23 protein-coding genes and 1 tRNA gene are annotated in these 22,929 nt (G+C 56.0%); 14 read left to right on the forward strand and 10 right to left on the reverse strand.

From position 1 onward, the window contains the following. Positions 1-28 precede the first annotated feature (28 nt). Positions 29-1,234 carry a bifunctional alpha/beta hydrolase/OsmC family protein gene (locus AABB29_RS13725; RefSeq protein WP_341366373.1) on the reverse strand — a complete coding sequence of 402 codons (1,206 nt, stop codon included), beginning with the start codon at positions 1,232-1,234 and terminating at the stop codon, positions 29-31. Between the two features lie 110 nt (positions 1,235-1,344). Between AABB29_RS13725 and AABB29_RS13730 the strand changes: the two genes are divergently transcribed. After that, the gene (locus AABB29_RS13730) at positions 1,345-2,211 is read left to right on the forward strand and encodes an endonuclease/exonuclease/phosphatase family protein (protein ID WP_341366372.1); all 867 of its coding nucleotides are present in this window, start codon (positions 1,345-1,347) and stop codon (positions 2,209-2,211) included. Between the two features lie 45 nt (positions 2,212-2,256). On the opposite strand, the gene AABB29_RS13735 is transcribed toward AABB29_RS13730, so the two are convergent. From AABB29_RS13735 to AABB29_RS13745, 3 genes are all read right to left on the reverse strand, one after another. Beyond that, positions 2,257-2,673 carry a hypothetical protein gene (locus AABB29_RS13735; RefSeq protein WP_373636578.1) on the reverse strand — a complete coding sequence of 139 codons (417 nt, stop codon included), beginning with the start codon at positions 2,671-2,673 and terminating at the stop codon, positions 2,257-2,259. A 491-nt stretch (positions 2,674-3,164) separates the two neighbouring features. Then, positions 3,165-4,571 (reverse strand): type I glutamate--ammonia ligase, encoded by a 1,407-nt coding sequence (glnA, locus tag AABB29_RS13740; RefSeq protein WP_341366370.1) that lies wholly within the window; start codon positions 4,569-4,571, stop codon positions 3,165-3,167. 31 nt (positions 4,572-4,602) lie between these two features. Beyond that, entirely contained in the window at positions 4,603-4,941 is a 339-nt protein-coding gene (locus AABB29_RS13745; protein WP_341366369.1) for a P-II family nitrogen regulator, read from the reverse strand. 173 nt (positions 4,942-5,114) lie between these two features. Between AABB29_RS13745 and AABB29_RS13750 the strand changes: the two genes are divergently transcribed. The 4 genes from AABB29_RS13750 to AABB29_RS13765 all read left to right on the forward strand — a co-directional run bounded on the left by AABB29_RS13750 (position 5,115) and on the right by AABB29_RS13765 (position 8,928). Next, entirely contained in the window at positions 5,115-6,794 is a 1,680-nt protein-coding gene (locus AABB29_RS13750) for an NAD(P)H-hydrate dehydratase (RefSeq protein WP_341366368.1), read from the forward strand. A gap of 89 nt (positions 6,795-6,883) precedes the next feature. After that, positions 6,884-6,968 (forward strand) — tRNA-Leu (locus AABB29_RS13755). A gap of 23 nt (positions 6,969-6,991) precedes the next feature. Next, positions 6,992-8,323, forward strand: coding sequence for a trigger factor (tig, locus tag AABB29_RS13760; protein ID WP_341366367.1), 1,332 nt, complete (start codon positions 6,992-6,994; stop codon positions 8,321-8,323). A gap of 128 nt (positions 8,324-8,451) precedes the next feature. Continuing rightward, on the forward strand, positions 8,452-8,928 hold the full coding sequence (locus AABB29_RS13765) for a hypothetical protein (protein ID WP_341366366.1): 477 nt from the start codon (positions 8,452-8,454) through the stop codon (positions 8,926-8,928). Positions 8,929-9,023: 95 nt separating this feature from the next. Here the strand turns inward: AABB29_RS13765 and AABB29_RS13770 are convergent, their stop codons facing one another. The 4 genes from AABB29_RS13770 to rpsF form a co-directional block, all read right to left on the reverse strand. Then, the gene (locus tag AABB29_RS13770) at positions 9,024-10,979 is read right to left on the reverse strand and encodes a bifunctional 2',3'-cyclic-nucleotide 2'-phosphodiesterase/3'-nucleotidase (RefSeq protein WP_341366365.1); all 1,956 of its coding nucleotides are present in this window, start codon (positions 10,977-10,979) and stop codon (positions 9,024-9,026) included. A 309-nt stretch (positions 10,980-11,288) separates the two neighbouring features. Next, positions 11,289-11,927 carry a 50S ribosomal protein L9 gene (gene rplI, locus AABB29_RS13775; protein WP_341366364.1) on the reverse strand — a complete coding sequence of 213 codons (639 nt, stop codon included), beginning with the start codon at positions 11,925-11,927 and terminating at the stop codon, positions 11,289-11,291. A gap of 12 nt (positions 11,928-11,939) precedes the next feature. Then, complete coding sequence (gene rpsR / locus AABB29_RS13780) at positions 11,940-12,167, reverse strand: 30S ribosomal protein S18 (protein WP_320238886.1); 228 nt, start codon at positions 12,165-12,167, stop codon at positions 11,940-11,942. Between the two features lie 23 nt (positions 12,168-12,190). Then, positions 12,191-12,544: a 30S ribosomal protein S6 gene (rpsF, locus tag AABB29_RS13785; protein WP_341366363.1), complete on the reverse strand. Its 354-nt coding sequence runs from the start codon at positions 12,542-12,544 to the stop codon at positions 12,191-12,193. Between the two features lie 264 nt (positions 12,545-12,808). Between rpsF and AABB29_RS13790 the strand changes: the two genes are divergently transcribed. Continuing rightward, positions 12,809-13,384, forward strand: coding sequence for a hypothetical protein (locus tag AABB29_RS13790; RefSeq protein WP_341366362.1), 576 nt, complete (start codon positions 12,809-12,811; stop codon positions 13,382-13,384). A 118-nt stretch (positions 13,385-13,502) separates the two neighbouring features. Next, the gene (locus tag AABB29_RS13795) at positions 13,503-14,081 is read left to right on the forward strand and encodes a YceI family protein (RefSeq protein ID WP_341366361.1); all 579 of its coding nucleotides are present in this window, start codon (positions 13,503-13,505) and stop codon (positions 14,079-14,081) included. A gap of 22 nt (positions 14,082-14,103) precedes the next feature. Here the strand turns inward: AABB29_RS13795 and AABB29_RS13800 are convergent, their stop codons facing one another. After that, on the reverse strand, positions 14,104-15,306 hold the full coding sequence (locus tag AABB29_RS13800; protein WP_341366360.1) for a cytochrome b/b6 domain-containing protein: 1,203 nt from the start codon (positions 15,304-15,306) through the stop codon (positions 14,104-14,106). A 140-nt stretch (positions 15,307-15,446) separates the two neighbouring features. Here AABB29_RS13800 and fabD point away from each other — a divergent pair, with 140 nt between their 5' ends. From fabD to AABB29_RS13815, 3 genes are all read left to right on the forward strand, one after another. Next, entirely contained in the window at positions 15,447-16,382 is a 936-nt protein-coding gene (fabD, locus tag AABB29_RS13805) for an ACP S-malonyltransferase (protein WP_341366359.1), read from the forward strand. A gap of 22 nt (positions 16,383-16,404) precedes the next feature. Beyond that, positions 16,405-17,142 carry a 3-oxoacyl-[acyl-carrier-protein] reductase gene (gene fabG, locus AABB29_RS13810; RefSeq protein ID WP_341366358.1) on the forward strand — a complete coding sequence of 246 codons (738 nt, stop codon included), beginning with the start codon at positions 16,405-16,407 and terminating at the stop codon, positions 17,140-17,142. Positions 17,143-17,335: 193 nt separating this feature from the next. Beyond that, complete coding sequence (locus AABB29_RS13815) at positions 17,336-17,569, forward strand: acyl carrier protein (protein WP_272146625.1); 234 nt, start codon at positions 17,336-17,338, stop codon at positions 17,567-17,569. 17 nt (positions 17,570-17,586) lie between these two features. On the opposite strand, the gene AABB29_RS13820 is transcribed toward AABB29_RS13815, so the two are convergent. After that, positions 17,587-18,513 (reverse strand): hypothetical protein, encoded by a 927-nt coding sequence (locus tag AABB29_RS13820; RefSeq protein WP_341366357.1) that lies wholly within the window; start codon positions 18,511-18,513, stop codon positions 17,587-17,589. A 149-nt stretch (positions 18,514-18,662) separates the two neighbouring features. On the opposite strand from AABB29_RS13820, the gene fabF reads away from it, so the two are divergent. The 4 genes from fabF (at position 18,663) to AABB29_RS13840 (ending at position 22,876) form a co-directional block, all read left to right on the forward strand. Further along, a complete protein-coding gene (gene fabF, locus AABB29_RS13825; RefSeq protein WP_373636579.1) occupies positions 18,663-19,922 on the forward strand; it encodes a beta-ketoacyl-ACP synthase II in 1,260 nt (419 codons plus the stop codon). Beyond that, a complete protein-coding gene (gene mltG / locus AABB29_RS13830) occupies positions 19,922-21,082 on the forward strand; it encodes an endolytic transglycosylase MltG (RefSeq protein ID WP_341366356.1) in 1,161 nt (386 codons plus the stop codon). Before fabF ends, mltG begins: the two co-directional genes overlap by 1 nt. Positions 21,083-21,240: 158 nt before the next feature. Beyond that, on the forward strand, positions 21,241-21,636 hold the full coding sequence (locus AABB29_RS13835; protein ID WP_341366355.1) for a hypothetical protein: 396 nt from the start codon (positions 21,241-21,243) through the stop codon (positions 21,634-21,636). A gap of 10 nt (positions 21,637-21,646) precedes the next feature. After that, complete coding sequence (locus AABB29_RS13840) at positions 21,647-22,876, forward strand: terminase large subunit domain-containing protein (RefSeq protein WP_341366354.1); 1,230 nt, start codon at positions 21,647-21,649, stop codon at positions 22,874-22,876. The last annotated feature ends 53 nt before the right edge of the window (positions 22,877-22,929 follow it).

Raw genomic sequence — 22,929 nt, forward strand, 5'->3', positions numbered from 1 at the left:
GAGAAGGGCGCCCGGCGGCGCCCTTTTTTCATGCGAGCGTTGTTGTCACGGTTGAGCTGCGCTCTATCGTGCGATGGACTGGGCATTTATCGGCAATCTCTAGCAGACGTTCACGTTGGTCGTCTGATAAGTCGCCCGTCAACTTAATGATGCGCTCAAAATGATCGACCTTGGCACCTGGGTCGGCCGCGTCGGCGGCATGTTCCTTTGCATGGGTGATATCGACGCTAACGCCAGTCAAGGGCCAGCCTTTGCGGCGCGCATACATCCGGATCGTCATTGATGTACAGGCACCCAAACCGGCCGAGACAAAGCCATAGGGTGTCAGACCTTTATTGGTCCCGCCAAAGGCCGCAGGCTCATCCGCCAGAACGTGATGGGGACCCGATTGGACATCCTGTAGAAAGCCGTTGGGATCGGCCTCGGTCACGCGCATCACGCCTTCGGGTGCGGACGGGGCTTTGGATGGCTCTGGCAGCTTCAAATAGCGCTTTGACCATGCGGCGATCACATCGGCGGCGTATTCGGCATCACTTGGGCGCGACACAAGATGATCGGCATCATCCAAGGTCACAAAGCTTTTGGGATGTTTCGCGGCCAGAAAGATATTGGATGCGTTCTCAACGCCAACGGTGCTGTCGCGCGGCGCATGCAGGACCAGTAAAGCCGCATCCAAATGGGCGATGGCCCCGGTCAAAGCGGCGTTTGACACATCATCCACAAATGCCTTTCCAATGCGGAAGGGGCGCCCGCCAAGGTTCACCTCGGCGACGCCATTATCGACGATTTCTGGGATAGCTTGCGCAAAATTATGGGTGACATGGCCCGGATCAAACGGCGCGCCGATCGTCACCACTGCTTTGATCTCGGGCATCTTGGGGGCGGCTTTCAGCACTGCCGCGCCACCCAGCGAGTGGCCAATAATCAGCGAAGGGGGCATATCGCGGGCGTTTAGGGCGTTATAAGCGGCAATCAGGTCGCCCACATTCGACGAAAAACTGGTGTTCTCAAATTCGCCTTCCGAATGGCCAAGCCCGGTGAAGTCGAACCGCAATACGGCGATCCCCATGGATGACAGGCGACCGGCGATCCGACGGGCGGCAGAGATATCTTTAGAGCAGGTGAAGCAATGGGCAAAAATCGCCGTGGCGAGATGCGGACCATTGGGCAGGTCAAGGCGGGCGGCAAGCTGGTCACCGGCATGACCCGCAAAAGTAAGCTTTTCGGTTGGCATCGGCTGGACTCCTATCTCGCTGTCTATAAAATTTTGTTCAGAGTTGCCGATTCATTGCCTCTGTCGCAATGCTCATGCTCTCAGATCGCAGCACAGTGAAAGAAGTTACAATGATTGCGTCACTTCGATTGGGGTTGGTCTGTGTGGCAAGCGGCCTGGTTGTGACTGTCTGGGCAGGCTTTGGCGGCGGGTGGCACCCGGCCGCCGATAGCCTTTCCTTGCTACGTCCTGTTGCTGGCATTTTATGCGTGCTGCTGATGTTGGGACTGCGCGGGCGGATTTGGGGCGTGGCATTGGGGCTCACCGGTGGTGCAGCACTCATCACCACGCTCCCGTTGATGATGGGCAGCCCGACCGCTGGAACCCTGACGCTTTATTCCAAAAACATCTGGTCGCGGAACCAAAACCTGGATGCACTGGCTGCAGATATCAGTGACAGCAATGCAGATGTTGTGACTTTGCAAGAGGTCTCGGCCCATAACCGTGGGTTGCTTTCACGACTGGCTGGGGATTACCCCTATCAACACCTTTGTGCCTTCGGGGGCTGGAGCGGTATTGCCGTTCTCGCCAAGGTCCCAATACATGATCAGGTGTGTTCATCACGGCGCGGGGTGGCTGCAGCACAGATTGATCAAGCGGGACAGCGCATCTGGGTCGGGTCCGTCCATTTATTGTGGCCTTTCCCCCGTGGAAACAGACGTTCGGCCGATGCGGTGACTGACGTGATTGCCGGACTTGAGGAGCCAGTTGTTCTGGCCGGAGATTTTAATATTTTTCCGTGGGCGGCCAGCGTTCGGCAAATTGCCGATGCTGCGGGCACAGAGCCGCTTCGCCCCGTCCGACCGACCTATTATTTGCAGGGGGTTCCACTGCTTTTGGACCATGTCTATGGACCATATGGGGGCCAAGTCAGTTACCGGTCATTCCTTGGATCTGACCATCTTGGCGTCTTAGCCACGGTGCGACTGATGCCGTAAAAGGCGGGCCTGCGGCTTGGTCTTTATGCTGCGGGCCAGCGCGCGCTAATCGATTGAATACATCTCGGTGCTTACGCCCAGCATCTGGCTGAACCCAAATTGGCTGTCCAGATAGAACAACGCGAAATATAGGGCAAAGGCGCCAATGATCTGGAATACGATCTTGCCAGACCCATAACCGCGTGCGCGCTGGCCAATAAGGGCAGCTTTGATCTTGTAGTACAGCGTCGCTGGCCCAAAGAGATTCGCCCAAAGCGGCGCGTCACGCAGCGCGGCCTGCTCGGCGTCATTCCCGATCTTTTCCCGGGCGCGGCGTTCCATGGCGTCACTGTCGCGAATGGGTCCGGATTTTACGCCGGGCAGGGGCGCCGGGTCTGCAACCTTACGCCATGGCCGATTCGGACCGTCAGTTTTTTGTTTGTCGGCTTTGTTGCGGGTATCGAGCGGATGATAATCGGGCATCAGAAAATCAACGCAAAAAGGATGTAAATCAGGGCGAGGGACCATCCCAAACCCAAATTGCGGAACAGACTAAAAATAGCGCCCAGGGGCCACGGCAGCAATTGCACGGCCAGCGGCGGACGTTTGGCTTGCGGTTGACGCATGCGGGGCTGTGCTTGGCGCGGCGGTGCGGCTTTTGCCGCGCTATTGTCGTTGCCGTTCCATGGATTCGCCCCGCCAGACTGCGTTTGTTGTCTCTGGATTGGCTTGCGTACCGGTTGCTTTGCAGGCGTGGCTGCATTTTTGCCTGGCTTTTGTTTGCTGGCGGACCCCCGATAAGCGGTTGAGGGGCCTTTATAGCGAACGTCTATGGGATGATATTTGCTCATGGTGAGGGGCTAAACCGCAATTTGGGCGTTTTTGGGACTGCGTGGTAGAGCATATCAATTCCACGCGGCGGCTCAACGAAAAAGGCGCCCCGCGGGGCGCCTTTCCTGTCTCTGCTGTGCAGCTTAGCAGCTGTAATACAGCTTGTATTCCATTGGGTGCGGCGTGTGCTCGTAGGCGTACACTTCTTCCCACTTCAATTCCATGTAGCCTTCCAGCTGGTCTTTGGTGAAGACGTCGCCAGCAAGCAGGAAGTCGTGATCGGCTTCCAGCTCTTCCAAAGCTTCGCGCAAAGATGCGCAAACTGTTGGGATTTCGGCCAGCTCTTCTGGTGGCAGATCGTAAAGGTCTTTGTCCGAAGACGCGCCAGGGTCGATCTTGTTCTTGATGCCGTCAAGGCCAGCCATCAACAGGGCTGCGAAGCACAGGTAAGGGTTTGCCGCCGGATCAGGGAAACGGGCTTCAACACGCTTGGCCTTGGGGCTTTCGGCCCATGGGATCCGGACACAGCCCGACCGGTTACGGGCAGAGTAGGCGCGCAGAACAGGGGCTTCAAAGCCTGGGATCAGACGCTTGTAGCTGTTTGTGGATGGGTTGGTGAACGCGTTCAGCGCTTTGGCGTGCTTCAGGATACCGCCGATGAACCACAGGGCCTCATCCGACAGATCAGCGTATTTGTCGCCAGCGAACAGGGGCTTGCCATCTTTCCAGATGGACATGTTCACGTGCATGCCGGTGCCGTTATCGCCAGCGATTGGCTTTGGCATGAAGGTTGCGGACTTGCCGTAAGCCTGTGCCACATTGTGGATGACGTATTTGTACTTCTGCAGCTCATCAGCCTGGTGGGTCAATGTGCCAAAGATCAAGCCAAGCTCGTGCTGACAAGAAGCCACCTCGTGGTGGTGCTTATCAACTTTCATGCCCATGCGCTTCATGGTGGACAGCATTTCCGAACGCATTTCCTGCGCGTCGTCCACTGGGTTTACAGGGAAGTAGCCGCCTTTGACGCCGGGACGGTGGCCTGTGTTGCCCATCTCGTATTCGGTGTCTGTGTTCCAGGCGCCGTCCATTGCGTCGACCTGGTAAGATACTTTGTTCATCTCGACGCTGAAACGCACGTCGTCAAAGACGAAGAACTCAGCTTCTGGGCCAAAATAGGCCGCATCACCGATGCCAGAAGATTTCAGGTAAGCTTCGGCTTTTACAGCTGTGCCGCGCGGGTCGCGGTCATAGGCTTCGCCCGTGTCAGGCTCAACGATGTTACAGTGAATGCAAACCGTCTTTTCAGCATAGAATGGGTCCACATAGGCGCTTTCGGCCTGTGGCAGCAGTTTCATGTCGGACTGGTCAATGGATTTCCAACCAGCAATGGAAGAGCCGTCAAACATGAAGCCCTCTTCGAGGAAGTCCTCATCAACCAGGTCAGCAACGACCGTGACGTGCTGTAGTTTACCGCGTGGGTCGGTGAAGCGGATATCGACATAATCGACCTCTTCATCCTTGATCAGTTTCAGAACAGCTTTGTTGTCCATCGATATTGTCCCTTATTTGAAGATGTGTGGGTTAAAGCGCTTCGTCGCCGGTCTCGCCGGTCCGAATGCGAATGGCTTGCTCAATCGGAGAGACAAAGATTTTGCCATCGCCGATCTTGTCGGTTTTCGCCGCGCCGATAATAGCTTCGATCGCGCCATCAACCTGATCGTCTGCCAAGACGACCTCAATCTTCACCTTGGGAAGGAAATCAACCACATATTCGGCACCACGATACAGCTCTGTATGGCCTTTCTGCCGTCCAAAGCCCTTCACTTCGACCACCGACAAGCCCTGCACGCCAACTTCCTGGAGCGCCTCTTTCACTTCGTCGAGTTTGAATGGTTTGATGATCGCTTCGATCTTCTTCACAGTCGCGACTCCCCCTTTGGTGTTTCACTGGTCGAGAGACCATTTCTCTTGCATAGGTACAATTCGTAGCAGAACCTACCCCGATACCGGTCAGGTGAAACTGTATATGCTGCCTAATTTTTGGGCAACTAGTTGTGATATTGGGCGGTTTGAAAACACGAGGTGCTGAATCCATGACCGAATTGTTAACCGCTGCCCAAATGCGCGCCATAGAAAAGGCCGCAATTGATGCCGGCGAGGTCACCGGATTAGAGCTGATGGAACGCGCCGGTCAGGGCGTCGTCGATGCCATTTTCGAAGAGTGGCCCGCGCTGCGTAGGGTGGGTGAAACCCACCGCGCTGTGGTCCTTTGCGGACCGGGAAACAACGGCGGCGACGGCTTTGTCGTGGCGCGGCTGCTGAAAGAGGCCGGGTGGGAGGTCGAGGTGTTTCTGTATGGCGACCCCAAGAAATTGCCGCCTGATGCGAAGGTGAATTATGAGCGCTGGGGGCAAACAGGAGTCACGATACCTTTGTCCGAAATCCGACGCTCATATTATCAAGGTGCAGGGTTGGTCATTGATGCGTTCTTCGGAACTGGCCTCGCGCGGCCCTTGCCGCTCGAATGTTCGATACCGATCCGAGATGCCTACATTAACCAAGATCAACCAAATGGTCCTCGCATCGTGGCTCTAGATGTGCCGAGTGGTTTGTGCGCCGACAGCGGTTTCTTCTTGCACGATGACGATGATGGCAGAAACTGGATTGGATGCCACCTGACCGTCACGTTCCACCAGGCGAAACTTGGTCACTATCTAGAGCGCGGGCTCACGTTGTGTGCGAGGATTATCAAGGCCGATATTGGTTTGCCACCGATCGATAGACGCTGGGTTCGCGGAAAGGGTTTTGTGCCGCCTTTACCAGTAGCGCTTCTGTCGTCAGACGAAAAACAGCTCGCCGGGCTGGGGAACCGCCTCGGAAAAGCTAAACACAAGCACCACAAATACTCTCACGGCCACGCGCTCATCCTCTCCGGCGGAGTTGGCAAAGGCGGCGCGGCCCGTCTCGCCGCACGCGGTGCGCTCCGCATCGGGGCAGGGGCCGTGACACTCGGCGCGCCACCTGCGGCACTGATCGAAAACGCGGCGCAACTCAACGCGATCATGCTGACGGCGTTCAAAGACGCGGACAGTCTCACCGAGACCCTGCAGGACAAACGGATCAATGCGCTGTGCCTTGGGCCGGGCCTTGGTTTGGGCGCGCGCGAAAAAGAGCTTATTGTCGCCGCTTTAGACCAACGCAGTCCCGGACTTGATCCGGGACCTCAAACACAGGCCGCACGCAGAGGTCCCGGATCAAGTCCGGGACTACGTCCGATTGTTCTCGACGCGGATGTACTCACACATCTCGCGCAGGATGACACCCTCTTCGGCAAACTCCACGCGAAATGCATCCTGACACCGCATGCAGGCGAATTTGCACGGCTGTTCCCCGACTTCGCCGAAAAACTGAACGCACCCGCCACCAAAGGCCCCGCGTATTCCAAAGTTGACGCTACGCGCGATGCGGCCAAACGGGCAGGGTGCGTTGTGCTGTTCAAAGGGCCTGACACAGTCATTGCCGATCCCTCTGGACGGTGCAGCATCAACGCATCGGTCTACGAACGCAGCGCACCCTGGCTTGCGACTGCAGGGTCGGGGGATGTGTTGGCGGGGTTCATCACCGGCCTTTTGGCGCGCGGGTTCCAACCCATGCAGGCGGCAGAAACCGGGGCCTGGCTGCACACCGAATGCGCGCTCGGCTTTGGGCCGGGGCTGATCGCCGAGGACATTCCAGAAGAACTCCCCAAGGTCTTTCAAAAACTGGGGGTCTAAACTGTAATTTTCTGCTCGCATCCCCCTGCGGGCTTTGCTAGAAGGCGCGCAACATCGGGGCAGGCGGACGCTTGCCCCTTTCAGATCATGCGGGTGTGGCGGAATTGGTAGACGCACCAGATTTAGGTTCTGGCGCCGCAAGGCGTGGGGGTTCAAGTCCCTTCACCCGCACCATGAATATAGAAGGACGGACATAAATGCAGGTCACCGAGACCCTGAACGAAGGCCTCAAGCGCGGTTACGCGATCACGGTCACCGCCGCCGAGTTGGACGCGAAAGTCGAAGAAAAGCTGAAAGAAGCGCAGCCAACCGTTGAGATGAAGGGTTTCCGCAAGGGTAAGGTCCCGATGGCCTTGCTACGCAAGCAATTTGGCCAGCGTCTGATGGGCGAATCGATGCAGGAAAGCATCGATGGCGCCGTGTCCAAACATCTTGAAGAATCAGGTGACCGTCCCGCGGCGCAACCTGAAATGAAAATGACCAACGACGACTGGAAAGAGGGCGACGACGTCAATGTCGAAGTCTCCTACGAAAAGCTTCCGGATATCGACGAAGTTGATTTTGCGAAAATCAAGCTTGAGCGCATGGTGGTCAAAGCTGATGAAGACGCGATCAAAGAGGCGCTCGATAACCTCGCGGACAGCCCGCAGGCTGTCACTTATGAAGCGAAGAAAACCCAAGCCAAGAAAGACGACCAGGTTGTGCTGGATTTTGTCGGCAAGGTTGATGGCGAGGCTTTTGAAGGCGGCGCGGCAGAAGATTACCCGCTGGTGCTCGGCTCCAATTCGTTCATTCCCGGCTTCGAAGATGGCCTGCTGAAGGTCAAGGCAGGCGATGAAAAAGACGTCGAGGTCACGTTCCCCGAGGATTATCAGGCTGAAAACCTGGCTGGCAAAAAAGCCGTTTTCACCTGCACAATCAAAGAGGTAAAGGGCCCCAAGAAGCCAGAGATCGATGATGAGCTTGCGAAAAAGTTTGGCGCTGAAGATCTGGAAGGTCTGAAAACACAGATTACAGAGCGTCTGGAAGCCGAATATACCGGTGCCGCCCGCGCGGTCACAAAGCGCGGCCTGCTGGATGCGCTCGATGATAAGGTGAAATTCGACCTGCCGCAGTCGCTGGTTGATGCCGAGGCGAACCAAATTGCCCATCAGCTATGGCATGAAGAAAACCCTGATGTCGAAGGACATGACCATCCTGAAATTACGCCAAGCGATGACCACATCAAACTGGCCGAGCGCCGGGTGAAACTGGGTCTCTTGCTGGCTGATATTGGTCAAAAGGCCGACGTCAAAGTCAGCGATCAGGAAATGACACAAGCGATCATGAATCAGGCCCGCCAGTATCCTGGTCAAGAGCGTCAATTCTTTGAATTCGTGCAACAAAACGCGCAGTTCCGCCAGCAATTGCAGGCGCCGCTTTTCGAAGACAAGGTTGTTGACCACATCTTTGAACTGGCTGCCGTGAAAGACAAAGAAGTCAGCAAGGATGATTTGCAGGCTGCTGTTGAGAAGCTCGAAGAAGAGTAAGCGCCGCGTGCAATAAATGATCAAAAGGCACCCAATTCGGGGGCCTTTTTTTTGGTCTGGTTTTGATCATCTTTCATTCATAATTTGGCATTACGCAAGGTTAACTACTTGCTAATTTGGAGTGAAAAGTGAGAATTCTTAGTCTTTCATCATGCCTTGTTTTGGGCCTTGCATCCGCCGCCGCCGCTTGCCCGAACTATGATTTGGCACCTGCCGAATCCTATAGTGCCACCGGCCAACAGCTGTATTCCCCGCGCACATTTGGCGTTGTTGCGGGCGGCGAAAATTACGTTTGGAATTGCCCGAACGTGACGCCCGGAACCGACACCGGCGCCGGTTATTTCACCTCGGCCCCGGACTTTTCCTTCGGTCTTACCGGCATGGGCGCGTATGAGCTTGTGGTCAGCGTCGTCAGTGCGTGCGACTCGGCCCTGCTGATCAACACAGCCTCTGCCAACTGGTATTATGACGACGATGATAACGGTAATTTAGACCCGCAGATCGTGCTGACCCGGCCTGCTGATGGCCGGATCGACGTCTGGGTCGGAACATATGACGGGGAATATTGCGACGCGCAGCTGCAGTTAGAGACCTTTGATCGTTAGCCTGATGTATTGCAGGCTGTACATACGCCGTATGTACGCGATCTGTACCCGCTGAATATGACGCGGTGCCCTGTTTCCAGGGCACCGTCATCCGGTTACATTTCGATCCGGAACAGGGCAAAGCCGCTGTCCGATGTGCCAGCTGGCGCGATTTTCATCCCTTCTATACTATCGGCATAAGCCGCCCCAGCAGGACCGGTTTCAAAGATCATCGAAGTGCCAGGCATATCCTTGAACGACCAGTTGGAATCGGCCTGCGGGTTCACCGTGCCTTGCTCAACAATATAGCGGACAATCACGTCGCGATTGGTGTCGGGCCCTTCAAAGATGATCGTATCGCCAGTTCCGGGGAAGCTGCCCCCACCTGAGGCGCGGTAGTTATTGGTGGCGACGATGAACTCTTGTTCCGGGTCAATGGGTTGCCCTTCGAACTGCAGGTTAACGATACGCGTCGCATCGGGGTTGATCACTTCGCCTGAACGATCGAATTTTGACGGCTGGCTAAGGTCGATTTCATAGGTCACCCCGTCCATCACATCAAAGTTGTAGCTAGGGAATTCAGGGTTCAGCAGCACCGCATCGCTGGCCCCGGCCTCGACCTGATTGAACATGCCGGCGCTGCGTTCCAGCCAATCCTTAACCTGGGCGCCCGTGACCTTAACGGCCCGTACAGTGTTGGGATATAGGTATAGATCGGCGACATTCTTGATCGCCACATCGCCCACGGGCACATCGGTGAAATACTCTGGCCCGCCACGGCCACCGGCCTTGAAGGGTGCGGCGGCAGACAGAATCGGAAGACCTTCATATTCCGTCCCGACCATCTGCTCTTTGATGTACCAGGTTTGGGCGTTGGACACGATTTGAACCGACGGATCATCGGCCACGAGGGCAAAGTATGAATGCAGCGGCGCGTCGGTCTTGCCGACGGCGGTGCGCACGTAAGCCAATGTTTCTGCGTGGATATCTGCGACGGAATCGAGCACCGGCTGATAATCGGCGACCAGCGGGGTGATGCTGCGATCCTCTTCACGGCGCGAGATTGGGCGCGCCTCGGACGTATGTGACAGCACCCGCCAGCCCGATCCGTCACGTTCCAGCAACAAGTCGATAAGTCCCATATGGCTGCCCCAGAACCCGGCCATGACGCCGGGTTTGCCGTTGATCGTGCCAGCTGCCGTATCAACGCCGGGGATGTCGTCATAGTTGGAAGAGGGGAAAACAAGATGGTTATGCCCGGTCAGAATCGCATCAATCCCGTCGATCCCAGCAAGCGGGATCGCGGCATTGGCCATGCCTTCAATCGCCTCAGGTTCGGCAATACCAGAGTGGCTGAGGGCGATGATGATGTCAGCGCCTTCCTCTTTCATCTGGGGCACATAGGCGCGGGCGGATTCGATAATGTCGCGGGCCTGTACGTTGCCTTCCAGATGGCGGCGGTCCCAATTCATGATTTGGGGCGGAACAAAGCCGATCAGGCCGATCTTGATCGGGTGGGTTTCGCCCGCGCCATCGGTGAGTGTCCGCTCCATGATCACATAAGGTGGCACCAGCGTGGTATCCTGTGTCGGGTCCGCCCCCATCTCTTTGACAACATTGGCAGAAACGATAGGGAATGCGGCCCCGGCGACCGATTTCATCAGGAAGGAAATACCGTAGTTAAACTCGTGATTGCCTAGTGTTGAGGCATCAAACCCAAGCGTGTTCATTGCGGTGATGACAGGGTGCATGTCGCCTTCGCTCATCCCCCGTTCATAAGCGATATAATCGCCCATCGGGTTGCCCTGCAGGAAGTCGCCATTGTCGAGCAGCATGGAGTTGGTCGATTCCGCGCGAACCCCTTCGATGATGGTGGCCGCGCGGCTGAGGCCGACAGTGTCGACAGGGCGGTCGGCATAATAATCATACGGGAAGACATGCACATGCAGGTCGGTGGTTTCCATCAGGCGCAAATGGGCCTGACCGGTGGCGGCATTGACCGAAAACGGATGCATCGCGATCAGCCCGGCCGAGCCTGCGATAAAGTGACGACGGTTCAAACGTGGCGACATGGTAACCCCTTGTGGTTCGCTATGATTATCGAGTGATATCTGGTCTTTCTTTGTAACAACTGTTTGGACGGGTGCCGAAATGGGGCTGGCGGCCAAGACATTCATGAACTCTGAACAGATTGGGCGGGGACTGGAAAAAGAAAACGCGCAATTACTGCGCGCACTGTGAAAGCGCCCGTGATGTCAGCAATATTGCGGGGGAGCGGGCAAGAAGTCCACAAGTTTGGGACGGCAGGGCGACGCAAAAGCGGGCCAATAAAAAAGGCCGCTTCGTTTTCGAAGCGGCCTTTTATGTGTGATTTTGGGGGCTTACGCCTCGTCTTCGCTTTCGCCTTCAGCAGCGTCGGCTGTTTCGACACCGGCAGATTCGGCCAGCTCGTCGTCGTCGGATGCCGCAGCACCGATGTCGTCGAACAGCTCCTGAATTTCGAATTCAGCAGCGGCTTCTTCTTCTGCGGCCAGTTCGGCGATCGATTTACCGGCTTCTTGCAGCTCGGCTTCTTCTTCCGAACGGGCGACGTTCAGCGTGATGGTTGCGTCGACTTCCGGGTGCAGTTTGACGGCAACGTCATGCAGACCCAGTTCTTTGATCGGACCCAACAGGGCGACCTGTTTCTTGTCGATGCTGAAACCAGCCTCGGTCGCGGCTTCGGCGGCGTCACGGGTGGTGACAGAGCCGTAAAGCGAACCTGCGTCAGAGGCAGAACGGATCACGATGAACTTTTGTCCATCCAGCTTTTCAGCCAGCGATTCCGCTTCTTTTTTGGTTTCAAGGTTGCGCGCTTCCATCTGTGCTTTTTCAGATTCGAAGCGGGCCATGTTGGCGGCGTTCACGCGCAGCGCTTTGCCTTGTGGCAGCAGGAAGTTGCGTGCGTAGCCTTCTTTGACAGAAACGACTTCGCCCATCTGACCCAGCTTGGCCACACGTTCCAGTAGGATGATATCCATTGCGGTTTCCCCTTACTTTACGGCGTAGGGCAGCAGGGCCAGGAACCGTGCGCGTTTGATGGCTTGTGCCAGTTTACGCTGGTTTTTGGCACCGACAGCGGTGATACGGGCGGGCACGATTTTGCCGCGCTCAGAGATGTAGCGCTGCAGCAGTTTCGTGTCCTTATAGTCGATCTTTGGGGCGTTATCGCCCTCAAACGGATCGGACTTGCGACGACGGAAAAATGGTTTGGTTGCCATGATTGATGTCCTTTCCTAAGCGATCAACGACGTTCGCGACGGCTGTCGCGTTCTTCACGTTTTTGCATCTGGACCGATGGGCCTTCTTGGTGCTCATCGACCTTGATGGTCAGAACGCGCATGACGTCTTCGTGCAGGCGCATCAGACGTTCCATTTCCTGCACAGCAGGGGCAGGGGCGTCGGTGCGCATAAAGGCATAGTGCCCTTTGCGGTTCTTGTTGATCTTGTAGGCCATCGTCTTGACGCCCCAATATTCGTTTTCCAGCAGCTTGCCACCGTTGTCGGCAAGGACGGATCCGAAATGTTCGATGAGGCCTTCAGCTTGCGTGTTGGACAAGTCCTGACGCGCAATCATGACATGCTCGTATAGCGGCATGTATACTCCAGTTCATATATCGGCGCATTTCAAAGAATGGGGCTTTTCGCCTTCCGCCCCCATCCACGAGAGACTGCGCAGTTTCATCAACAGCGGAAGGATGGGGCCTTATACAGCGGCGCGCCCATGATGCAAGCCCGGATTGGCCTTATTCTGTTGCGATATGTGACCGCGCCAGATTTCTTCACGATGCCTTGACGTTGCCCATATATTGCCCTGTTTGCCGGGCATATGTGCTCGAACACTTTGAAGAAGGACCTGTTCATGGCCGATCTTGCCCCATCCGTGACTGGAATTCATGACGCGATGGCAAAGCAGAGCAGCTTTGCAGTCGAAGATATGTACTGGGGCTATGCCATCCGCTCGGGAAGCGGCCCGTCATTCGGCGTCGCCTTGGCGCAGGCCGTTTGCTTTTTCTTCGGTGTTTGTCTTTTGACAGCTGCCGTTGGCATTCTGGTGCTGCCCGCCCTATTTTTTGATGGTGGTTTCGGCGCGATGCGTTTGGGGTCTGCGGCGCTGTTTGGCGCTTTTTCCGCCTATCTGTTGTGGTTTGCAAGCCGTGGGACCCAGTCCGAAGTGCATGTGGATACCAGCGTGGGCGAGATCCGTGAAGTCATCTGCAATCGTGCAGGAAAGCCCAGCACCGTGGGAAGCTATGGCTTTGACACGATTGGCGGGATTCATTTGGAGCCTGCCAAGGATAATGGCGTTGCGACATTGTTTTTGCGTTACCGCAATACGTCACAAACCGTTTGTGTGGCCGAAGCACCCGAGGCCCAACTGGTCGGGCTGCGTGACCGTCTGGCGCAGGACTTGATGGTCAATATCAACGGACGCTAGAAGCGACGACGTTCCGCTTACCAGCACTGTTGAACAGAATTTGTTCAGATTTGATGGATTGCTTTGAGGCGCGTGGGTCTATTGCTTAGCACACGTATGATCACTCAAGGAGACTTCCATGAAGCCCATCACCGCCGCGACGGCCCTGTTGATTTCTGCAATGGCATCAGGGGCCACGGCTGCGCCTGAAGCCTATGTTTTGGACGCCAGCCATAGCCAGATTGTGTTTAGTTACGAGCATTTAGGATATTCCACCACCTGGGGCATGTTCTCGGGGTTCGACGGTGAAATTCAGTTCGACCAAGAGGATCCTGCAGGGTCTTCTGTTACTGTTGCGTTCCCGGTCAAGACCATGCTGACCGGCTGGGAAGCCCGGTTCAATCACTTTATGGGCGACGATTTCTTTGCGGCTGCCGATGACGAAATGGTCACGTTCAGTTCAACCGGCATTGAAGTCACCGGCGAAAACACGGCCCTGATCACGGGTGATCTGACGTTGAATGGTGTGACCAAAGCAGTGGTGCTGGACACCGTTTTGAATCAGGCTGGCGACCACCCAAGACAACAGCGCCCTTGGGCGGGCTTTGATGCCACGACCACGATCTTGCGATCTGACTTTGAAGTTGGCGCTTTTGCGCCGTTTGTAAGCGATGAAGTTGAGGTGATGATCTCAATCGAGGCGATGGCGGCGGAATAAGCCAGCATTTAAGTGCCTGATATTACTCATTCCGGGTGGCGGTGACTGCAATCGCCACCTCGACATTGAAACCAACACTTGTCTCATCCGCCATGCTTTGACCGATCAGAAAATCACGTCGGTCCAGCGTTAGGCTGCCTGTCATCACAGCCTCATCCCCTGTCAGAGCCAGCTCGAACGGAAAGCGAACCGGCACCGTTGTGCCCTTGATCGTAAGCGTGCCGTCGGCGGCATAACCGTTCTCGTCGCGTAGCAGATCAGCGTCAAAGGCGGCTGTTGGGAAGGCCTCAGCGTCAAAGAAATCCGCCCCCATAGCCTCGCCCGTGACTGACCCGAGCGTGAGCGAGCCGATGGCAATGGTTGTTGTCACATGCCCGGCGGTGCCTTCTGCTTCGGGGTCAAATGTGATCTCGGCGGTCCAGTCAGCGAAACTGCCCGCGACAGAGCTGCCCAGTTGCGTGATGCTGATGTCAATGCTTCCGCTTTGCACCGCCCACTGAGACTGCACGCTGGCCAGAGCGGTAGTTTCTGTTTCTATGGTGTCCTCGTGTTTCGAGAATAGCCCCGCCGCATTGCCACCAACCGCAGCTGCTAGAAAAATCGTCGCCGCTGCGATGGGGGTGATCAATCGGGCTTTGTGGGCGGTGGCTTCGGGCAAGCCTCCTGATCCAAACCACATGCGCCGCAGCGTCGCATCCTTGTCGATGATCTGATGTTTCAACGCGCCAGCCACATGCAAAAGAATGGAAGCGACCATTATCTTGCTCCACAACCAATGCAGCGCTGAGGTGGTTGCGGCGAGGCTTTCGCTTTTGGGAACAAGCGGCAGGTCTTGCCCGATTGGTAACAGGATAGGTGCGAAGCCGGTTGTCGCGGCGTGATGAACCCAGCCACTCAGCGGTACGGCCACGAGCGATATATAAAGCAGCCAATGCACCAGTTCGGCCAGAAATGTCTCGGCCTTGCGGTCGGGGTGCAAAGGCCCGGGCTTTCGCTGCATCAACGCCCACAGGATCCGTCCGCAGGCGACGAAGAAGATCAAAACGCCCAAGGTTTTATGGATTGAAAACAGTTGCGCCTTGAAAGCCAGCTGTTCGCTGGTCTCATAGGGCAGTTTATTGGCGACCAGCCCCAGAGGGATCACAGCGAAGATGAGCAGCGCAGTGATCCAGTGGAATATCTTGGTCACACGGCCATAATGGCTGGCAGTATTCGCTGTGGACATCGCTTGCTCCTTCCCGGGTTGCTGCGTGCGAGCATTCGCATTCCCGGGCGGTCTGTCCAGTGTGCATAGAGGTAGATTGCTTGTGCGCCTTTGCGCATCACTGTAAGCGGGGGTCCAATTAGGACGAGGTGGAGAGGTTCATGCGGGCGTTTGTTTTTCCCGGGCAGGGGGCGCAGTCCATTGGGATGGGCAAGGATTTGGCGGACAGCTATCCGGCTGCAGCAGCGGTATTTGAAGAAGTGAATGACGCTTTGGGCGAGGATTTGTCCGCTTTGATCTGGGGCGGTGATTTGGAAGAATTGACGCTAACCCGCAATGCGCAGCCTGCCTTGATGGCAACTTCACTGGCCGCGATCCGTGCCTTGGAAGCTGAAGGTGTGACGATGGAAGGGGTTTCATTCGTCGCGGGTCATTCTTTGGGCGAATATTCGGCTTTGGCTGCGGCTGGCGCGCTAAGCGTGGCAGATACCGCCCGCTTGTTGCGCATGCGCGGCACGGCCATGCAAGAGGCTGTACCTGTCGGTGTTGGCGCCATGGCTGCTGTTCTGGGCCTGGATTTCGAAGCTGTCGCTGAGGTCGCTGCCGAAGCTGCCGAGGGCGATGTTTGTGCAGCTGCCAACGACAATGATCCGGGGCAGGTTGTGGTATCTGGCCACAAGGACGCGGTTGAGCGCGCGATTGAGATTGCGAAGGCGCGCGGTGCAAAGCGCGCGATTTTGTTGCCTGTCAGTGCCCCATTCCATTGTAGTCTAATGGCACCAGCGGCGGACCTGATGGCCGAGGCTTTGGCCAAGGTCGACATAGCGGCCCCATCTGTGCCCCTTGTTGCCAATGTATTGGCACAGGACGTGTCGGATCCGGCGCAGATTCAGACGCTGCTTGTGGAGCAGGTCACAGGCTCGGTTCGTTGGCGCGAATCTGTGGCATTTATGGCTGCTAAAGGCGTAACTGATTTTTATGAGATCGGTGCAGGAAAGGCATTGTCGGGGATGATCAAACGTGTTGATCGTGCGTTGAAGACGCAGGCGGTGGGTGCCCCAAGTGATGTAATGGCGGCTGCGGAAAGCCTACGCTGAAAAATTGAGGAAGGGTCTTTAGATGTTTGATCTGAATGGAAAGAATGCTTTGATTACAGGTGCCTCTGGCGGCATCGGCGGTGCTATTGCAAAGTCGCTTTATGATGCAGGTGCTTCAGTCGCCTTGTCGGGTACGCGCGTTGCCCCGCTTGAGGCTTTGGCCGCAGAATTGGGCGAGCGCGCGTATGTCCTGCCCTGTAACCTAAGCGACGCAGAAGCTGTCACGGCGCTGCCAAAGCAAGCTGCCGATGCGATGGGGTCGGTCGATGTGCTTGTCAACAATGCCGGTATCACCCGCGATAATTTGTTCATGCGCATGTCGGATGAGGAATGGGCCTCGGTTCTGGAGGTCAACCTGACCTCGACCATGCGGCTTTGCAAAGGGGTTGTGCGGGGGATGATGAAGGCCCGTTGGGGCCGTATCGTCAATATTTCATCTGTCGTCGGCGCCACCGGTAATCCGGGGCAAACCAACTATGCCGCTTCAAAGGCCGGCATGGTCGGCATGTCTAAATCGCTTGCTTATGAGGTTGCCAGCCGCGGTATTACGGTAAATTGCGTGGCCCCCGGTTTCATCACAACGGCCATGACCGATAAGCTGACCGATGATCAAAAGTCGGGTATTTTGGCGCAGGTCCCTGCAGGCCGTATGGGCGATGCAGAGGAAATTGCTGCCGCCGTTCTATACCTGTCTAGCCCGGAGGCAGCTTATGTCACCGGCACCACCTTGCATGTGAATGGTGGTATGGCCATGTTCTAGGCAGGCGCTTTGAAATCGTTTGCCTAAGCGGAATTCTCTGTTATAGGCCTCGCAGATTTGCTGAAAGCCGCATCTGACACAGTGTCATTTGTGTGGGGTGCAGATTGGCATTGCCCGGCGTTCCGGGCGCAAGAATGGGCGAAAGCCCGCATTGAGAAACGGGGCTTGGCCCAGAAAGACATGAGGAATTGATATGAGCGACGTTGCAGACCGCGTACGCAAGATCGTTGTAGAGCATCTTGGTGTTGAAGAAGACAAAGTAACCGAAGCGGCGTCTTTCATCGATGACCTTGGCGCTGATAGCCTTGACACAGTTGAGCTGGTTATGGCGTTCGAAGAAGAGTTCGGGATCGAAATCCCTGATGACGCAGCCGAAACGATTCAGACATTCGGCGATGCGGTTAAGTTCATCGACGGCGCACAATAAGCGCTGACCTTTTTGATTTAGGCGGCGCCTGTTTGGGCGCCGCTTATTTTTTGCGGTATGGCTATCGGCACGGCGTTACAAACTGCGTTTACGCTACGCAAGCTGATCCGTTTTTTGAATTGCAAGCCCGCGTAGTGGTTGTTGGCCCACGCCACGCTGCCAAGCACCCATCCATCTTCAATCAGAATCTCGACCGGGGTCGCGGTGATGATATCGTCGGCGCTGCCGTGTTTCAGTTTGATACCAAAGCAGTTGATATCCAGTATCAAACCTGTCGCGATATTACCGCCCCACCGATATTGGGTCGTGTAGGCAGCAACGCGCCGCCTTGCCCGCCGTTTCCGTCGGCGAATGGCCATGTTAAAGGTCTTGGTCCCGATGATGCCAAGGGTGCTGAGTATGACCAATATGATTAGGTTTCTGAAAGAGAACACCTGCTCTGCTGCTGCCTTTATGATTTCTGCTGCATTACCGTCATCCTCATGCGGATCAACGTCCCGATTCTGTGCCATGGCAATCTGCGCGGCTGTTGCGTCTGCTGCAAGGCAACGGTGTTGCGATAAGTAACGATTGACGGTCTCCAAATTCGATCTTACCGCAGGGGTGAAATGACCGCGGATCGTGTTGACGTCGTTGATGTTCCCGACCGCCAGAAGATGTTCTGAGTTATTTAGAAAGAGCTGAAATGTGCGCCCCTTGGGCGTTTCAGCATTTGTCTGAACCGACGCCAGAATATTCCGCCCTTCCAATATATAAACGGCGTTTCGCAAGATATGCATGTCCGTCTGAAGTCGCATGTTGTCTACGTTTCGGCTAAGACGTGCCTGGATGCTGTGCAGAGTGTCCAGACGGTCAATAACCCAGCAATCGACAGGCGATGTGTTCGCCTGCGCGCTGCCGCCCAAAAGGAGGCTAATCAATGCGATAGCTGTCAAACGCACCATTGGTTCCAAACGTGATCTCGGACATGCAACACTAGGCCGATCTTCTTAAAGCGGGATTAAGTGTGGCTGGGCGTGTCCGCACGCCCTTGCCCATGCGGCCTTGGCTGCGCTATCACCTGATCAAACACACCAAGAGGTGAGGGCAGAAAATGCGTCGTGTCGTTGTAACAGGATTGGGGTTGGTCACACCCCTGGCGGATGGTGTTGAGAATTCATGGACTCGTATTCTGGCGGGCGAATCTGGCGCTGGACGGATCACGGGTTTTGATCCTAGCCGTTTGACCACCCAATATGCCTGCGAGGTGCCTTTGGGTGATGGATCTGATGGGACCTTTGATGCCAATGCTTACATGGATCCCAAAGAGCAGCGCAAAGTTGATACTTTTATTCTGTTTGGTATGGCTGCTGCCGAGCAGGCCATTAAGGACGCCGATTGGCAGCCTGAGGACCGGGACAGCCTTGAGCGCACTGGCGTCATGATGGGCTCTGGTATTGGTGGTTTGAATTCTATCGCCAATACCGCTGTGATGATGGCCGAGAAGGGCCCGCGCCGTGTTTCTCCCTTCTTTGTGCCTGGTGCATTGATCAATCTGATCTCTGGTCAGGTTTCGATCAAATATGGCTTCCGCGGTCCAAACCACGCCGTTGTGACGGCGTGTTCGACGGGCGCGCATGCCATAGGTGATGCATCCCGTCTGATCCAATATGGTGATGCCGATGTGATGATTGCAGGCGGCGCAGAGGCTGCGATTTGCGAGGTCGGCATGGCCGGTTTCAATGCATGCAAGGCTCTGAGCACGAAACATAATGATGACCCGACAAAGGCGAGCCGCCCTTGGGATGCCGACCGTGATGGTTTTGTCATGGGCGAGGGCGCCGGTATGGTTGTGCTGGAAGAATACGAGCATGCAAAGGCGCGCGGTGCGAAGATCTATGCCGAAGTTTTAGGTTATGGTTTGAGCGGGGACGCGCATCACATCACTGCGCCGCCGCCTGACCATGAAGGTGCTGAGCGCGCGATGCGTGCAGCCTGCAAAAATGCCGGGATTGATCCGGCGCAGATCGACTATGTAAATGCCCATGGGACATCGACCATGGCTGACACGATTGAGCTAAGCGCGGTTGAGCGTCTGGTGGGGGATGCAGCATCGCAGCTGACTATGTCTTCGACTAAATCCGCAACCGGCCATTTGCTGGGCGCTGCTGGCGCGATTGAGGCGATCTTTTCGATCTTGGCGATCCGGGATCAAGTGGCCCCGCCCACGATCAATCTGGATAATCCTGCTGTTGAGACGAAGGTTGACCTTTGCGCCAATGAAAAAAGGCCACGCCGGATTGATATCGCCTTGTCGAACTCGTTTGGGTTTGGCGGCACAAATGCCAGTGTGGTTTTTGGGAAAACTGACTGATGTGGCGTCATATTGCTGCGAACACGATGACCTTTCTGATAGTGGCGCTGTTCCTGCTTGTTGGCGGAATAAGCTGGGGCGTGCGCGAATACCGTGCGCCTGGCCCGCTGACTGAAGCCATTTGTTTACCCGTCCCTGGCGGTGTGGCGAATACGGATGCTTTGACAGAAACCCTGCTGGAACGCGGTGCGATTACTTCGGCATTCATCTACGAATCTGGCGCCCGCTACACCGAAAAATCCGGTGAAATCAAACGCGGTCAATTCCGTATTCCTGCGGCGGCGTCGATGGAAGAGATTATCGATATCGTGACCCGTGGTGGCCGCAATACATGCGGTACGCAGGTCATTTATCGAGTGGGTATCAATCGCACTGTCGTGGATGTGCGTGAGTTGGATGCTGTATCCAATAGCTTTGTTGACGTGGTCAGCTTCGAAGCGGGCCAGCTTGAGGTGCCCGAGGAATATGCAGAGGTCCGTGCTGCCGGTGATGCGACCTATCGTGTGGTCATCGCAGAAGGTGCCACCAGTTGGCAGATTCTGGACGCTTTGGGAAAGATCGATATCTTGCGCGCAGATGTCACAGACGTTCCCGCTGAAGGGACTTTGGCCCCTCGCGACTATGATATTGTTGAGGGGGATACTGTTTCATCCGTTTTGGACGAAATGCGCACCGCTCAGCAAATTATCCTGACTGAAGCTTGGCAGAACAGGGCGGAAGGATTGCCGCTGATCTCTGCGGATGAAGCGTTGATCCTGGCCAGTATCATTGAAAAAGAAACTGGTGTTTCTGGCGAACGTGGCCAGGTGGCCAGCGTATTTGTGAACCGTTTGAACCAGGGGATGCGGTTGCAAACTGACCCGACTGTCATTTACGGCATTACAGGCGGGGAGGGCGTTTTGGGACGTGGTCTTCGTCAGAGCGAATTGCGCGCCGAAACCCCGTGGAACACCTATGTGATCGAAGGTCTACCGCCGACCCCTATTGCCAACCCTGGCGAGGCGAGCATCCAAGCCGCATTGAACCCCGATACCACCGATTACATCTTCTTTGTTGCTGATGGCACTGGCGGTCATGCTTTTGCGACCAATCTGGATGATCACAACCGCAATGTCGCTCGCTGGCGTGAAATCGAAGCCGAGCGCGCGGATAGCGACTAACCACGGCGTCTCAATTCGTTAACATCCCGCGCGACCCGCAACCCTGGATTGTTTGACTTTCGAGGGCCCTTCATCGATTTTGATCCTTGCTAGGCGCCATTCAGTTTGGTTTGGATGGTGCTCGACTGTAACGGAAGCATCCTTACAGGCCCATTATCATGATCGAATTTGAAGACGACGCCGATGAGGCGATCCAAGACACCATCTATGACGAACCCGTACTAGAGACCGCGGAAATGAAGCGGGTCTTCTGGCGTATTCGCGCCCTATTGGAACCTATGCTTGTTGCAACCCCTAGCATGGACGCACCGCTGCCAATGTCGCTTATTGCCCGGCTCGCGGAATTACAGAATGCCTACCAGATGGTCGTTGCTGCACAGGAGGCTTTCAATGCCCAAAACCCAACACCAACCGCAGACTCAAATATCGACCTTACCGCAATCCGCGCTGAAATTGGGGGCGCACTTGATCGCATCCGGGACGCGGGAGCAACAAAGGCGCTTTCTGACGAGCCTAAATGCTGCCCAACTTGCAGCGCTGCCCTATCTGTTTGAGTTCTGGGCGATGCCCCATCAGTTGCCGCCAGAAGGCGCGTGGCGCACATGGGTCATCTTGGGTGGGCGCGGTGCGGGTAAAACCCGTGCCGGTGCCGAATGGGTGCGCAGCGTGGTCGAAGGCCCCCGTCCGGCTGTGCCGGGTGAGTTGCGTCGTCTTGCGATTGTTGCAGAAACGATCGATCAGGCGCGCGAAGTCATGGTGTTTGGCGAGAGCGGCATCATGGCGGTATCCCCGGTGGCCCATCGTCCGGAATGGGTTCCGGGCCGCAGGTTACTGGTTTGGCCCAATGGCGCGACTGGCCAATTGTTTTCTGCCCATGATCCTGAAGCATTGCGCGGTCCGCAATTTGATGCGGTTTGGGCCGATGAGTTGGCCAAATGGCATCGTGCACGTGATGCTTGGGATATGATCCAATTCGGGTTGCGACTAGGATTGCATCCGCGCGCTTGTGTGACGACGACACCGCGCAGGGTGGATGTGCTGAATGACCTTTTGGCCCGTGATAGTTCGGTTGTCACCCATGCCCCGACGCAGGCGAACAGAGCGCATTTGGCTAAAGGGTTCCTTGAGGAAATCGAAGCGAGATATGGCGGAACTTCTTTAGGCCGTCAGGAGATCGAAGGCGTCATGCTTTCGGATGTGGATGGCGCGCTTTGGCAGACCGAACAACTGGATGCATTGCGCGTAACCGCATTGCCTGAGCTGACGCGGATCGTCGTTGCCATTGATCCACCCGGCACCTCGCGGGCTGGATCGGATGAGTGCGGCATCGTTGTCGCAGGTGCGATCATGGACGGGCCCATTAATGAATGGCGGGCTTATGTCCTGGAAGATGCTACAATTTCTGCGGCAAAACCCTTGGATTGGGCACAAGCTGCAGTGGCCGCCATGCGCCGTCATGGTGCTGACCGATTGGTTGCTGAGGTCAATCAGGGCGGCGAGATGGTTGAGGCCGTCTTGCGTCAGGTCGACCCCTTGCTGCCCTATCGATCAGTCCATGCCACCAAGGGGAAGATCGCGCGTGCTGAGCCTATTTCCGCCCTTTATGAACAGGGCCGCGTTTTTCATATGCGTGGATTGGGCAAGCTTGAAGATCAAATGACACAGATGACCACCGCTGGTTTTGCTGGCAGTGGTTCGCCTGATCGCGTGGACGCATTGGTCTGGGCCTTGCATGATTTGATGATCGTGCCAGCTGCAAAATGGGCTAATCCCCAGATTCGCAGTCTGGGTTAGCCGTTGCGCAGGCCTGCGTACGCAGCTGTGACGGCTTCCTCATCTGTTTAGAG

It is taken from the genome of Yoonia sp. BS5-3 (assembly GCF_038069655.2).
Taxonomy (GTDB): Bacteria; Pseudomonadota; Alphaproteobacteria; order Rhodobacterales; family Rhodobacteraceae; genus Yoonia; species Yoonia phaeophyticola.